Source organism: Stenotrophomonas sp. HMSC10F07 (genome assembly GCF_001807895.1).
Lineage (GTDB): Bacteria > Pseudomonadota > Gammaproteobacteria > Xanthomonadales > Xanthomonadaceae > Stenotrophomonas > Stenotrophomonas sepilia.
This window is the reverse complement of sequence record NZ_KV791314.1, coordinates 42,987-56,750: the sequence shown is the minus strand read 5'-3', so window position 1 is coordinate 56,750 and position 13,764 is coordinate 42,987. Positions and strand designations below refer to the sequence as shown.

Here is a 13,764-nt window from a genome sequence, read left to right as displayed (position 1 = left end):
AAACACCAGCCGTAACAGGAGAGGATTGGCCGGGCGCGCCTGCGCGCCCCACCCGGCACCGACCCTGCTCAGGGCCAGATGCCACCCTCAAATGATAACGGCTCGTATTTGCATTTGATACCCATTCTCTTGAATGGGCGCGCAACACTGGGTTCAGCGCATTGCACGCAGGCCGAGCAGGCCACGGCGCTTGAACCACCACTCCAACGGCAGCGTCACCAGCGGCGGGATCGCTGCCAGCAGGGCCAGGGCACTGGCCCACCACGGCCAGCGCAGGCGCACCGCCGCGAGCAGCGTCACCGCCACATACACGAGGAAAGCCACGCCGTGCAGCGGCCCGAACACCTTCACCAGGGCCACGTTGGCCATCGGGCCGTACTTCATCCACATGCCGATGAGCAGGCCGGCCCAGGTCACGGCCTCGATGAAAGCGACCGCAGCGAACAGGCGTCCGGTCGGGTGCATGGGGGAACGTTGGGTCACGTGGGGCTCCGGCATCGGGGTATCAAATGCGAATGATACGCAGATGCACGCCGCGGCAGGTAGCGCCGGGCCATGCCCGGCGGGCGCACCGTCATCAGCAACACGGCGTGTCCACCAAGGTGGACACCTACCCGGGCATATCCGGCAGAACCTGCTCCCCGATCTCGCGCAGCACGTCATCCATCGTCCGCCCGTTATCGATCAGGTTGAACATCACATGCGCCACGCCCTGCGCATGCACGCGCAGCAGATACTCACGCAGGCCATCGCGGCCGACCTTCAGGCCCAGCGGCAGCGGCTCGGGCGGCGCCTGCGGATCTGCCTGCAGGTCCAGCAGCATCGACTGCACGAACGGCTTGCCTGGACCGCCGCGCTGCGCCAGCGCCTGCTGCCACAGGCCGATGCGCCCTTCCTGTGCGGCCTCTTCGCGGTGATAGGTGGCCCAGCCTTCGGCCTCACGCGCTATCCACTGCAGGCTCTGCCGCGCGGTACCCACCACCAGCATCGGAATGCGGGTTGCCGGCGCTGGCAGCACGTCGAAGCCACCAGTGGCCTGCAATACGGCGGTGCGCTCATCGGCGGCCGGTGACAGCGCCGCCCGCAACAACGTCCAACGCTCACGGAAGGTCGCCGCCCTGCCCTCCAGATCCTCGCCGAATGCGGCGAACTCTTCCGGGCGGTCACCCGAACCCAGGCCCAGTACGAAGCGTCCGCCGCTGATCCGGTCCAGGCTCAACGCCGACTTCGCCACCTGCAGCGGCTGGCGCAATGGCAGCACGATGGCCGCGCTGCCGACCACGATGTGCCCCGTCGCGGCCGCCAGCATGCTCAACCACAGGAACGGATCGTCCAGCGCACTTGCTGTCGCGTCCGGACCCTGGGGCACCATCAGCGGCACATCGCGCGCCCACAACGCGGCGAAACCAAGATCGTCGGCCAACCGCGCGATGCGCCGCGCCTGATGCGGATCGGCCAGCCCCTGCGACGCCACCGGCGTCATCAGGCCCAGGCTCAAGCCCTGCCCTGGAAACAACGCAGCGTACGCGCGATTGAAATCACTCATGCCTGCAGCTTAGCGTGCAGGCACGGGGCAGCGATGACGCGCAGCCCGCCACGGGAAGAACACTGCATGCCGACGATCCGCCCTGCCCGCGTCGATGACCTGCCCGCGATCAGCGCGGTGTGCCTGGCCGCGTTCACTGCGGCGGTGGCGCCCTCGCTCAGCGCAACCGGCATCGCCACGTTCGGCAATGTCGCCGCCGCCGATGCGTTCGGTGAACGCCTGCACGGCGACAACCATATCCTGGTGGCCGAGCAGGACGGCCGTATCGTCGGCGTGGTCGAGCTGAAGGAAGGTCGCCACCTGGCGATGCTGTTCGTCGATCCCGGCTGCCAGGGACAGGGCATCGGCCATGCACTGTTCGAGGTGGTGCTGCCGCAGGTACGCGAGCCGGCCCTGACCGTACGCGCATCGCTCAACGCTGTGCCGACCTATCTGCGCTATGGCTTCGTGATTGACGGTGAGGCCTGCGAGTTCAACGGACTGGTCTACCAGCAGATGGTGCGGGCAGCCGCCTGAAGGCACGGCCCCGGCCAATGCCCGGGGCGTCATGCCCCGGCGCATGTCCGTCATGAGCAAACTGAATCAGCGGGTTCCCTGCGCGTTCCTACAATGCCCTGTCACCCTGCCCTTCGAGATCCTGCCGATGCGCGTCGCGCTTTCCGTGTTGCTGCTGGCTTCGGCGCTGAGTGCCTGCGCCCCGGCCCCGGTTTCCACCGCCAACTCCGCCGAGGCACCTGCGCCGGTCAAGGGAATCGCGTGGCGCCAGGGTGACGTCGATGATGCCTTCGCCGAAGCCGCAGACAGCGGCAAGCCGGTGCTGCTGTACTGGGGCGCGGTCTGGTGCCCGCCGTGCAACCAGCTCAAGGCCGGCCTGTTCAAGGACCCGGCCTTCATCGCCTTGACCGGCAAGTTCGTGCCGGTCTACCTGGATGGCGACGAGGAAGGTGCGCAGGCCTGGGGCGAACGCTTCGGGGTGCGCGGCTACCCGACCCTGATCGTGCTGGACCCACAGCGCAATGAACTTACACGCGTGGCCGGTGGCAACGACGCCGCCGAACTGACCCGGGCATTGACCGTCGCCGCCGGGCGCCGCAGTGCAATCGCTGCCACTCTGGCCACCGCCCTGGCCACGCCGGAGAAGTTGGCTGCAGAAGACTGGCAGGTACTGGGCGACTACGGCTGGGAAGTCGACGCCAACCGTCTGGCCGGCGAGCGCAAGAGTCAGGACGTGTTGCGCCAGCTGTCCAGGTCGGCACCGGATGCCGCCCTGCAACGCCGCTTCGCCCTGCTGGCCTTGGCCACCGCCGACACGCCCGCCAGCTCGCCTACCGAAGTACGCGAGCTGCTGCAGGCCGTGCTGGCGCAGCCGGCCGAAGTCCGCCGCAACCGTGCGTTGCTGGGCTATGCAGGCGCACAGTTGGTCAAGCAGGCCAGCGCCGGCCCGGCCACCCGCAACACGCTGGGGCAGCAGCTGCTGGTCGCGCTGGAGCGCGCAGATGCCGAGCGCGGCGACCGCGCCGACGACGCATTGTCGCGCGCACTGACGGAAGTATCGCTGGCCCGCCAGCAGCAGCCGAAGGGCGCACTGCCCGCGCCGCTGGTTGATCGGGTCAAGCAGCGCGTGGCCGCGGCCGATGCCACCGCCACTGATGCGCATGCACGCCAGGCCACGATCAGCAGCGCGGTCTACGCACTGCGCCAGGTCGGTGACGACGCCGGTGCCGAGGCGTTGTTGCTGGCGGAGCTGAAGCGCAGCGAGCAGCCCTACTACTATATGCCCGAGCTGGCCGAACTGGCCGAGCAGCGCGGCGACACTGCCGGTGCGCTGGAGTGGTTGAAGCGTGCCTACGACGGTGCGCAGGGCCCGGCCACCCGCGTGCAATGGGGCGTGCTGTACGTGGAAGGGTTGCTGAAGCTGGCGCCGAACGACGCGCCGCGCATCGAGCAGGCCACCGCCTCGCTGATCGCCGAACTGGAGGCGCAGCCGTCGGGTTACCACCAGCGCACCCGCCAGCGTTTCGAGCGCCTGGCCGGGCAGCTGAAGGCGTGGAGCGGGAAGCACCAGGGTGCCGAGACGCTGGCGCGGTTGCAGCAGAGGATGCAGCAGGCGTGCGGTGAACAGGTGGATGGCGCGTGCAAGGACTGGTTGAGTTGAGTTGAGTTGATGAAAACGCGGGCGGCTGGTTCGCCTGCCGGCGCCTTTGTTGATACCGGTTGTGGCCGGGGGAGGGGCTGGCCGGGACACGCCGTAAACCCATCCTTGGGGGCTCGATGGCGCCATCCATGGCGCCAACGGTCCCGGCCACCACCGGACGGTTTCCTGCGAGCGCGGGCAGCACTTCAGCGCGCCGGTGAGGTTCGAAAAGCGGGTTCTGGTAGTGCCGGCCGCTGGCCGGCAACCCGACCTTGCCGGCATGCCGGCCAGCGGCCGGCACTACCACTCCGCTCGTGCTGTCCTGCAGGAAGAATCAAAGCGATGAACGCGCACGCACCTCAATCCCGCCCCTTGACCTCAACCAATGTTGAGGTGCGATAACGATCTCCCCACGGCCAGCCCCTGGCCTTCCCCACGGAGATTGCTTCGATGTCGTACTCGCTTCCCCCGCTCCCCTACGCCTACGACGCCCTCGAGCCGCACTTCGATGCGCGCACGATGGAGATCCACCACAGCAAGCACCACCAGACCTACGTCAACAACCTCAATGCCGCCATCGAGCAGGCCGGCATCGCCGAGCAACCGGTCGAGGCGCTGATCGCCAACCTCGATGCCGTGCCCGAGGCGCAGCGTGGCGCGGTGCGCAACAACGGCGGCGGCCACGCCAACCACAGCCTGTTCTGGACCGTGCTCAGCCCCACCGGTGGTGCATCCGATGATGAACTGGCCGCCGCCATCGACCGTGACCTTGGCGGCTTCGATGCCTTCAAGGATGCCTTCAGCAAGGCCGCGCAGACCCGCTTCGGCAGTGGCTGGGCCTGGCTGACCAGCGATCGCGATGGTCGCCTGCAGGTGGAAAGCAGCGCCAACCAGGACAGCCCGCTGATGGGTGCAGCCGTGGGCCTGTCCGGCCACACCCCGATCCTCGCACTGGATGTCTGGGAACACGCCTACTACCTGCACTACCAGAACCGCCGCCCGGACTACATCGGCGCCTTCTTCAACATCATCAACTGGGCCGAGGTCGGCCGGCGCTACCACCAGGCCCGGGCCTCATGAGCGGCGAGACACTACCCTACGCCGGGCCGTGGGCAGGGGTGTTCCCCGCCCCGGCCCCGGTGCCATCGGTCGAGATGCCGCCGCGTGCCCTGCGGCGGCTGCTCGGCCATTTCCCGACCGGCGTGGCCATCGTCTGCGCGCGCGATGCACAGGGCAAGCCGGTCGGCCTGACCATCAACTCGTTCGTACCGGTCTCACTGCAGCCGCCGTTGGTGCTGTGGAACCTGGCGTTGCACGCACAGAGCCTGTCCACCTTCCAGCGCGCCACGCGCTTTGCGCTCAGCGTGCTGGCGGCCGACCAGGAAGCACTGGCCCGGCGCTTCGCCGATCCGCAGGTCCGCAACCGCTTCGACGGCCTGGCATTGCTGGATGACGACGAGGACGCCCCACCCCGCATCACCGGTGCGGTCGCCCATCTCACCTGCACCCGCCACGCGCAGTGGCCGGTGGGCGATCACCTGCTGCTGGCCGGCCGCATCATCGAAGTGCACGAGAACGGCGGCGCGCCACTGCTGTTTCATCGCGGCCGCTTCCAGCCCGGCCCGGCCGAGCTGCTGGCGGAGGTACGCGGATGAACATCGAAGCTCTGGAATGCATGCTTGCCGCAGGCAAGGACGGCGCGCTGCTGCGCTTCGGCCTGGGCAAGGGCTGGCTGGATGCCGGCAACCCGGTACGCGCGGCAACCCACCTGGGCCGTTGCGTGGTGCTTGATCCGCAGTACTCGGCGGCCTGGAAGCTGCTGGGCAAAGCCTGGCTGGCCAGTGGCCAGCCACAGGCGGCCCGTGAGGCGTGGCAGCGCGGCTTGAGCGTGGCCGGCAGCAAGGGCGACCAGCAGGCACGCAAGGAAATGCAGGTGTTCCTACGACGCCTGGACCGCGAGCAGGCGGCCCTGGCGAAGGCGGGCTGAGTCGATCAGCCCGCGTTGGCAGATGCCGGTGCGGACATGATGTCCGGCATCGGCAGGCGGCGCGGCTTGCTCGGGAATGCGTGGCGCAGGATGCGCCAGACCACCTGGCCGAACTGGCGCGGCAGCGAGCCGTTGTTGTAGTGCTGGCCGTAGCGGCGGCAGATGTCCTTCACTTCCTTGGCGATGGCCGCATAGCGGTTGGCCGGCAGATCCGGGTAGAAATGGTGCTCGATCTGGTGGCTGAGGTTGCCCGACAGCACGTTGATCAGGAAGCCACCACTGATGTTGGACGAACCGCGCAGCTGGCGCAGGTACCAGTGGCCGCGCGACTCATTGCGCAGGCACTCCTTGGGGAAGGTTTCCGATTCGGCGGTGAAGTGCCCGCAGAAGATGATCACGTAGGTCCAGATGTTGCGCAGGCCGTTGGCGACCAGGTTGCCCAGCATCACGGTGAGGAAGAACGGACCCGCCAGCAGCGGGAAGAACACGTAGTCCTTCAGCACCTGGCGCAGCATCTTGCGCGCCACCGGCCGGGTCTGCAGCCACATCGCACGGGCACTCATGCGGCCCTTCAGCCAGCGGCCAAGGCGAAGGTCCTGCGCAGCCACACCCCACTGGAACAGCAGTGCGAAGATCGGCGCGATGATCGGCTGCAGCAGGTAGAACGGCTTCCAGCGCTGTTCGGGGAAGATGCGCAGCAGGCCATAGCCGATGTCATCGTCCATGCCACGCACATTGGTGTAGGTGTGGTGGCGGAAATTGTGGGTCTTGCGCCAGTTGTCGGCGGTGGCAACGATGTCCCACTCGTAGGTGTTGCCATTGAGCTTGGGATCACCGGTCCAGTCGAACTGGCCGTGCATCACGTTGTGGCCCAGCTCCATGTTCTCCAGGATCTTCGACAGCGCCAGCAGCAGCGTGCCGGTGATCGCGGCCGGCCACAGCAGCGGCATCCAGAACAGCGGCGAAAACGCTGCCAGGAACAGCAGGCCACGGCCACCCACGCCGAACCAGCGCACGGCGGCGGCCACGCGGCGGATGTAGCGGGTATCGGAGGCGCCGAGGCTGCCGATCACACGGTCGCGGATCGCGTCGAGTTCCTCGCCGAAGGCATGCATCTCGGCAGTACTCAGGGCACGGTCGGTGGCGCGGGTCATGGCAGGCGTCCTCAGAGATCCAGGGTCAGGTCGGTGGTCGGTGCGCTCACGCAGATCCGCACCGGCTGTGCCGATTCGGACTGCAGGTCGCCGGTGCGCAGGTGGCGGGTGGCGCCACTGACGCGGTCACAGCTACAGGTATTGCAGATGCCCATGCGGCAACCGTGCTTGGGCTTGATGCCATGCGCTTCCAGGCTTTCCAGCAGCGAGCGGCCTCGCGGCACGCTCAGCTGGCGGCCACTGCGGGCAAGGGTCAGCGACACTTCGCCTTCGCTGCTGGCGTCACGCAACGGCGCCGGCGGAGTGAACGCTTCCGCCTGGAAACCCGCGACCTGGTGCGCCAGGCGTTCGCGCGCAGCGGCAACGAATCCATCCGGGCCACAGGCCAGCACGTGGCGCTGAGCCAACGGGGTGTCATCGCCGGCGACCTGCAGATCGTGAGTATCGATGCGTGCGGCAGGCACATCACCTTCGCGGGTGGTCAGCAGGTGCACACGCAGGTTCGGCTGGCGCGCGGCCAGCGCCTGCAGCTCATCACGGAACTGCAGCTGGGCGGCACTGCGCTCCCAGTAGAACAGGTCCACCGGCGCGGCCAGCGGGCGCTGGCAGGCGTCGCGCAGCAGGCTGCGCATCGGCGTGATGCCACTACCGGCCGCCAGCAGCAATACCGGAGCCGCGGCCGGCAACTGGAATTCTCCGAACGCAGCCTCCAGGCGGAACAGCTCACCCAGTTGTGCGTGGTTGACCAGATGCTGGCTGACCCGGCCGCCCTCGACCGCCTTGACGGTGATCGCCAGTTCGCGCGGTCCCAGCGCGGTGGGGCTGTAGCTGCGCTGCCACAGGCGTCCTTCAATCTCCACGCCGAGGGTGACGTGCTGGCCCGCGCGCATGCCGGCCCAGTGCCGGTTGGTGCGCAGGACCAGGGTCGCCGCGCCCTCGCCGGCCGGCTCGCGCCGGACCAGGCGGGCCACCGGCTCGCGCAGGGTCCACAGGGGATTGAGCTGGCCCGCCCAGAAATCGAACAGCGACGGCGAGACCCAGCGGTACGGAGAGAACAGGGATGGACGGACGACAGCGCTCATGGGCGCACTATACGGGCGCACATACACCTGTGTATACATGTGTATATTGAACCGGATTGGGTATGATTCAGCCTCGCCCCACCGGAACCGTCATGGCCGCCGCCACCGTCTTGTCGACGCCTGAAGATGCCAACAGCCCGGCCCGCCGTACGGTGAGCCGCGAAGATCTGCTGGCCGCCGCCCTGAAGCTGATCGGGCCGCACCGCAGCCTGTCCACGCTCAGCCTGCGCGAAGTGGCACGCGAGGCCGGCATCGCGCCGAACAGCTTCTACCGGCAGTTCCGCGACATGGACGAACTGGCCGTAGCGCTGATCGACGCAGCCGGCCGCTCGCTGCGCACCATCATCGGCGAGGCCCGCCAGCGCGCCACCTCCACCGCCACCAGCGTGGTGCGGGTCTCGGTGGAGACCTTCATGGAACAGCTGCGCGCCGACGACAAGCTGCTGCACGTGCTGTTGCGCGAAGGCGCGGTCGGCTCGGACGACTTCAAGCACGCAGTCGAACGCGAGCTGCATTATTTCGAGGAAGAGCTGCAGCACGACCTGGTGCGCCTGGCCGCACTGGACGGCGCGGTGCTGCACGCTCCGGAACTGGTAGCCAAGGCCATCACCCGGCTGGTGTTCGCGATGGGCGCCACCGCCATGGACCTGCCCCCGGAGAAGGATCCGGAGCTGGTCGAACAGATCTCCACGATGATCCGCATGATCATCGTCGGCGCCCGCACGCCCGCCGCATTCCGCCGCGGCTGACGATCGCGCCCTGGGGTCGGATCCCTTTCCAAAGGAAAGGGCTCTGACCCCAACCTCCCTGCCCACACGGCAACTCCATCCTCCGGACATGACCACCGGCAGGTTTGTGGTTGTTTTATGTAATGTTATAACACTCCTGTGATCTGACCGGGCCGGCGCTCCACTCGGAATTGCTGCGGCTTCGTTATATAGCACTTGCTATATTGATAAGCCACTGCTTTCATATGCATCAGCCAGGTCGCCCTCGCCGCCTTTCTTCCCCCAAGGACGACGCCCTCATGCCCGTTGCCACGCCCCTCTTCCATCGGCTGCCCCTGGCCGCCGCCATTGCCCTGGCCCTGCCGCTGCCTGCACTGGCTGACACTCCGAAACCGACCGAACTGGACCGTGTGCAGGTCAAGGTCAGCACCGCCACACGCAGTGAACGCCTGCTGTCGGACGTGCCGATCCGCACGGAAGTGCTGCGCAAGGAAGACATCGCGCTGCGCGCCGCCACCGACTTCTCGCGCGCCGCCGAGCTGATCAACGGCCTGCGCGTGGAGAGCAACTGCCAGAACTGCAACACCAGCGAAGTACAGCTGCTGGGCCTGCCCGGCGCCTACAACCAGCTCCTGTTCGATGGCATCCCGCTGCTGTCCACGCTGGGCAGCGTGTACGGCCTGGAACAGATCCCGGCCGGGTTCGTCGACCGCATCGAAGTGGTCAAGGGCGGTGGCTCGGCGCTGTACGGACCGGGCGCGGTTGCCGGTGTGATCAACCTGATTCCGCCGCTGCCGGCGCGCAGCGGTGGCCATGTGCAGGCCGGCGTGGATGTGCTGGAGGGTACACCTCAGAAGAACGCCGACGTTCGACTGGACCTGGTCGCCAAAGACGCAGACGCCGGCCTGTCGGTGATTGCCCAGCGCAACTGGAACAACGGCATCGACTACAACGGTGACGGCTACACCGAGATCACCCGCAAGAACCTCAAGGTCGGCGGGCTGCAGGCCTGGTACGCGCCCACGCCGGGCACGCGGCTGCGCCTGGACCTGCAGGTGACCGATGAAACCCGCCGCGGCGGCAATCGCCTGGACCAGCCAGAGTACCTGGCCAACATCGCCGAATCGCTGGATACGAAATACCGCCGCGGCAGTGTGTCGTGGGACCAGGAGATCACCGCTGACGTCGATTTCCGCCTGGCCTACGCCTTCGCCGACATCGACCGCGACAGCTTCTACGGCGGCCTGGGCGACGTGGTCACCGATCCCTCGGCGCCCGGCCATGACCCGTTGCAGCTTGACCGCAACCTGGCCGGCAGCGCGGCCTCGCGTTCATGGCGCCAGTACGGCCACACGCACAACCCGCTGCACTACATCGACAGCCAGTTGAACTGGCGGCTGGGCGCGCATGCACTGGCCTTCGGTGTGCAGTACAAGCACGAGGCGCTGCGCGACGACAACCGTACCGGTGACGGGCAGCGTCTTGCGGTACTGGAGGATGCGACCTTCCACAACCTGGGCGCCTTCATCCAGGACGAGTGGAGCCTGCGCGACAACGTCGACCTGGTGCTGGGCGCACGCGTGGACAAGAGCTCGGAGCTGGACAACGCGGTGTTCTCACCACGCATCGCGCTGGCCTGGCAGGCCACGCCGAACCTGAAGTGGCGCGCCGGTATCGCCACCGGCTTCCGTGCGCCGGAGATCTTCGTCGAGGATGTGCACGTCGATACGCTGGGCGGCGAACAGGTGCGCGTGCGCAACACGGACGGTCTGAAAGAGGAACGCGCGTTGACCACCCTGTTCGGCTTCGACTGGCGTTCGGACCCGGCCAATCCGGTGTGGAGCTGGGATGCCACCGCCTCCTATGCACGCATCCGCGACACCTTCGCGCTGGGCGAGATCCAGCGCGGCGATGACGGCCAGCTGAGCCAGCTGCGCTACAACGCCTCCGGCTCCAACGTGCTGGGTGCGGAAACCAACCTCGGCTGGCAACCCTCGCCGCAGTGGCGCCTGACCGCAGGTGCCTCATGGTACCGCTCGCGCTTCCGCGAGCCGCAACGCATCTTCGACGACAGTGGCGACGGTGGCGACACCGTGATCGAAAGCCGCGATTACCTGAAGACACCCCGCTGGACCGGCCTGGCGCAGCTCAGCTGGATGCCGGCCGAACCGTGGGAAACCTTCGTCGCGCTGCGCCATACCGGGCCGATGTCGGTGCTGAACAACCGGCTGGGCGAGCTGCACCGCACACGTTCGTTCCTGGTCACCGACCTTGGTGCGCGCTGGCACCGGCATCTCGGCGCACAGGCGCAGCAGGAAGTGTCGGTAGCTGCGGGCGTCAAGAACGTATTCGACCAGCGCCAGAAAGACCTCGAAGTGGGGGCGCTGCGGGACAGCGACTATGTCTACGGGCCGCGCTTCGCGCGCTCGTGGTACGTCAACCTGCGCTATGCGTTCTGAAGCACTGCGGACGCTGTTGCTGACCGGCGCGCTCCTGCTGGCCGTACCGGCGATGGCGGCAGACCTGCACGCGCAGGTCGCCGCCTCGTTGATGCGGCCAGAACAGCGATCACTGCGGCCCATGCAATGGTCGCCGCCGCCGAAGCTGGTGGCGCTGTACTTCGGCGCCGACTGGTGTGCACCGTGCCATGCCTTCGTACCCACGCTGCGCAGTGTGCGCGACGCGTTGCGCGAGGCCGGCGCCGATACCGAAGTGGTGTACGTCAGCCTGGATGAGAGCGAGGCTGCATTGCGGCGCTACATGCACGCGCAGGACATGCCGTGGCCGGTACTGGACCCGCGCCGCGCCGCGCGCATGCCCGCACTGCAGGCACTGGCCGGGCTGGGACCACCCAACCTGGTGCTGATCGATGCGGATGGGAAGGTGCTGGCCAACGGATGGCAGGGCCGGCGCTATGAAGGCCTGCAGCCAGTGTTGAAGGAATGGACGAAACGCGCGTGCGCGCAACAGCAGGCGAGTTGCCCGTCCGGATTGTAGAGTCGAGCCATGCTCGACTCATTGCGCACCGCGCGAACGGCAGCCGAGCATGGCTCGGCTCTACAGAAAGCAGATTCTGCCATCACGCGGACATGCGCCGGGCACCGTCCGATGCCCCCGCGCCGCTCAACCGCCCTCGGCCTTGCGCACGAATGCCTCGAACAACGCCAGCGTCTGTTCGCTGACATGGTGCTCGATGCCCTCCGCATCGCGCCGCGCGGTGTCTGGGTCCACGCCCAGCGCCAGCAGGAAACGCTCCACGGTCTGGTGCCGCTGGCGGCTGGCATGGGCCAGCGCCTCGCCTTCCGGGGTCAGGAACACGCCGCGGTACGGCCGCTGCACCACCCAACCATCACGGGCCAAGCGCCGCAGCATCTTCGCCACGGTGGGCTGGGCCACACCCAGGCGCGTGGCAATGTCGACCTGGCGGGCCTCGCCGCCGTCGGCCAGCAGGTCCGAAATCAGCTCGACATAGTCCTCCACCAGTTCCATCCGGTGCGCCTCGCGCACTTGCCGGAAGCTCTCGACCTGGCGCTCGGCCTCAATCAAGGGGGTGCTTTTCAGCGATGTCGAATCGTCGGTCTTGCCCACGCCTGCGCCTGTCCTTCCGGGGTGATCCGGTGTTGAACCTGAATTCTGGACCAGTAACGCGATAAAGACGATTGTTTCACGTTGCTATTGACTATAGCAGGAGCTATATTCGGACCCATGAACACCCTGGCGCCCCGCGACCCTTCGGCCTCCACTCCGGCCAGCCTGGGTGCGCTCAACGCCTCGGTCGCCGTGCCCGACAAAGGCCATTGGTGGTTCCGCCTGCTGGCCTTCCTTGGCCCGGGCTACATGATCTCGGTCGGATACATGGATCCAGGCAACTGGGCCACCGACCTCGCCGGCGGTTCGCGCTTCGGCTACCTGCTGCTGTCGGTCATCCTCATTTCCAACCTGATGGCGGTGATCCTGCAGGCGCTGTCGGCGCGGCTCGGCATCGCCACCGGCATGGACTTGGCGCAGGCCTGCCGCGCCCGCTACCCCAAGCCGGTGAACCTGGCGCTGTGGGCGCTGTGCGAGGCGGCGATCATCGCCTGCGACCTGGCCGAGGTGATCGGCACCGCGATCGCGCTGAAGCTGCTGTTCGACCTGCCTCTGCTGTGGGGCGCGGTGATCACTGCGCTGGATACGCTGTTGGTTCTGCTGCTGATGAACCGCGGCTTCCGTGCGCTGGAAGCCTTCGTGATCGCGCTGCTGATGGTGATCTTCGCCTGCTTCGTGGTGCAGATCGCGATGGCTGCGCCGCCAGTGATGGCGGTGCTGGGCGGCTTCATTCCGCGCGCGCAGGTGGTGACCGATCCGCACGCGCTGTACATCGCGATCGGCATCATCGGTGCCACGGTGATGCCGCACAATCTCTACCTGCATTCGTCCATCGTGCAGACCCGCGCCTACCCGCGTACCAATGAAGGCCGCCGCAGTGCGCTGCGCTGGGCGGTTACCGATAGCACTCTCGCGTTGACACTCGCATTGTTCATCAACGCCAGCATCCTGATCCTGGCGGCGGCGGTGTTCCATGCCAATGGTCGTTTCGACGTGGAAGACATCGAGCAGGCGCACCAGCTGCTGGCGCCGATGCTGGGCGTGGGCGCGGCGGCGACGTTGTTTGCGATCGCGTTGCTGGCCTCCGGCCTGAACTCGACGGTGACCGCGACGCTGGCCGGCCAGATCGTGATGGAAGGTTTCCTGCACCTGCGAATGCCGCCGTGGCTGCGACGGCTGATCACCCGCGCACTGGCGATCATTCCGGTGGTGGTGGTGATCCTGCTGTTCGGCGACCAGGGCGCGGTGAAGCTGCTGGTGCTGAGCCAGGTGGTGCTGTCAATGCAGCTGCCGTTCGCGATCATCCCGCTGGTGCGGATCGTGACCGACAAGGTGACGATGGGGGCGCTGGTGGCTCCGCGCTGGCTGGGCGCGATCGCCTGGGTGATCGCGCTGGTGATCGTGGTGTTGAACGTGAAGCTGCTGGTGGATACCTTCAACGGCGCCTGATGCCGAACCACGGACCCTACCCCGGTAGATCCACGCCATGCGTGGATGGCTTCTCGCATCGCGCGGAGAGCAGCCGAGCATGGCTCGGCTCTACAG

The 13,764-nt window shown here is 67.3% G+C and carries 14 protein-coding genes; 9 read left to right on the top strand and 5 right to left on the bottom strand.

The features are described 5' to 3' along the window. Positions 1-153: 153 nt before the first annotated feature. Together HMPREF3114_RS00305 and HMPREF3114_RS00300 are read right to left on the bottom strand one after the other, a co-directional pair. Positions 154-465 carry a DUF3817 domain-containing protein gene (locus tag HMPREF3114_RS00305; protein ID WP_005416915.1) on the bottom strand — a complete coding sequence of 104 codons (312 nt, stop codon included), beginning with the start codon at positions 463-465 and terminating at the stop codon, positions 154-156. Between the two features lie 145 nt (positions 466-610). Then, positions 611-1,546: a TIGR03571 family LLM class oxidoreductase gene (locus tag HMPREF3114_RS00300; protein WP_053498546.1), complete on the bottom strand. Its 936-nt coding sequence runs from the start codon at positions 1,544-1,546 to the stop codon at positions 611-613. Between the two features lie 66 nt (positions 1,547-1,612). On the opposite strand from HMPREF3114_RS00300, the gene HMPREF3114_RS00295 reads away from it, so the two are divergent. The 5 genes from HMPREF3114_RS00295 (at position 1,613) to HMPREF3114_RS00275 (ending at position 5,667) form a co-directional block, all read left to right on the top strand. After that, complete coding sequence (locus HMPREF3114_RS00295) at positions 1,613-2,062, top strand: GNAT family N-acetyltransferase (protein WP_053498593.1); 450 nt, start codon at positions 1,613-1,615, stop codon at positions 2,060-2,062. A gap of 127 nt (positions 2,063-2,189) precedes the next feature. Continuing rightward, positions 2,190-3,701: a thioredoxin family protein gene (locus HMPREF3114_RS00290; protein WP_053498544.1), complete on the top strand. Its 1,512-nt coding sequence runs from the start codon at positions 2,190-2,192 to the stop codon at positions 3,699-3,701. A 429-nt stretch (positions 3,702-4,130) separates the two neighbouring features. Further along, positions 4,131-4,760 carry a superoxide dismutase gene (locus HMPREF3114_RS00285; protein ID WP_053498542.1) on the top strand — a complete coding sequence of 210 codons (630 nt, stop codon included), beginning with the start codon at positions 4,131-4,133 and terminating at the stop codon, positions 4,758-4,760. Beyond that, entirely contained in the window at positions 4,757-5,335 is a 579-nt protein-coding gene (locus HMPREF3114_RS00280) for a flavin reductase family protein (protein ID WP_053498541.1), read from the top strand. The genes HMPREF3114_RS00285 and HMPREF3114_RS00280 overlap by 4 nt, the downstream gene beginning before the upstream one ends. After that, positions 5,332-5,667 carry a tetratricopeptide repeat protein gene (locus HMPREF3114_RS00275; RefSeq protein WP_053498539.1) on the top strand — a complete coding sequence of 112 codons (336 nt, stop codon included), beginning with the start codon at positions 5,332-5,334 and terminating at the stop codon, positions 5,665-5,667. The genes HMPREF3114_RS00280 and HMPREF3114_RS00275 overlap by 4 nt, the downstream gene beginning before the upstream one ends. A gap of 5 nt (positions 5,668-5,672) precedes the next feature. Here the strand turns inward: HMPREF3114_RS00275 and HMPREF3114_RS00270 are convergent, their stop codons facing one another. Together HMPREF3114_RS00270 and HMPREF3114_RS00265 are read right to left on the bottom strand one after the other, a co-directional pair. After that, entirely contained in the window at positions 5,673-6,821 is a 1,149-nt protein-coding gene (locus HMPREF3114_RS00270) for a fatty acid desaturase family protein (protein WP_005416924.1), read from the bottom strand. 11 nt (positions 6,822-6,832) lie between these two features. Further along, complete coding sequence (locus tag HMPREF3114_RS00265) at positions 6,833-7,903, bottom strand: ferredoxin reductase (RefSeq protein ID WP_053498537.1); 1,071 nt, start codon at positions 7,901-7,903, stop codon at positions 6,833-6,835. A 92-nt stretch (positions 7,904-7,995) separates the two neighbouring features. Here HMPREF3114_RS00265 and fabR point away from each other — a divergent pair, with 92 nt between their 5' ends. The 3 genes from fabR to HMPREF3114_RS00250 all read left to right on the top strand — a co-directional run bounded on the left by fabR (position 7,996) and on the right by HMPREF3114_RS00250 (position 11,628). Further along, a complete protein-coding gene (gene fabR / locus HMPREF3114_RS00260) occupies positions 7,996-8,652 on the top strand; it encodes an HTH-type transcriptional repressor FabR (RefSeq protein ID WP_005416927.1) in 657 nt (218 codons plus the stop codon). A gap of 278 nt (positions 8,653-8,930) precedes the next feature. Beyond that, positions 8,931-11,090: a TonB-dependent receptor plug domain-containing protein gene (locus tag HMPREF3114_RS00255; RefSeq protein ID WP_070488714.1), complete on the top strand. Its 2,160-nt coding sequence runs from the start codon at positions 8,931-8,933 to the stop codon at positions 11,088-11,090. Then, complete coding sequence (locus tag HMPREF3114_RS00250) at positions 11,080-11,628, top strand: thioredoxin-like domain-containing protein (RefSeq protein ID WP_053500924.1); 549 nt, start codon at positions 11,080-11,082, stop codon at positions 11,626-11,628. The genes HMPREF3114_RS00255 and HMPREF3114_RS00250 overlap by 11 nt, the downstream gene beginning before the upstream one ends. 126 nt (positions 11,629-11,754) lie before the next feature. Here the strand turns inward: HMPREF3114_RS00250 and mntR are convergent, their stop codons facing one another. Continuing rightward, positions 11,755-12,219, bottom strand: a complete 465-nt coding sequence (mntR, locus tag HMPREF3114_RS00245) for a manganese-binding transcriptional regulator MntR (protein WP_019659934.1) — start codon at positions 12,217-12,219, stop codon at positions 11,755-11,757. Between the two features lie 117 nt (positions 12,220-12,336). Here mntR and HMPREF3114_RS00240 point away from each other — a divergent pair, with 117 nt between their 5' ends. Beyond that, positions 12,337-13,668, top strand: coding sequence for an Nramp family divalent metal transporter (locus HMPREF3114_RS00240; protein WP_053500922.1), 1,332 nt, complete (start codon positions 12,337-12,339; stop codon positions 13,666-13,668). The last annotated feature ends 96 nt before the right edge of the window (positions 13,669-13,764 follow it).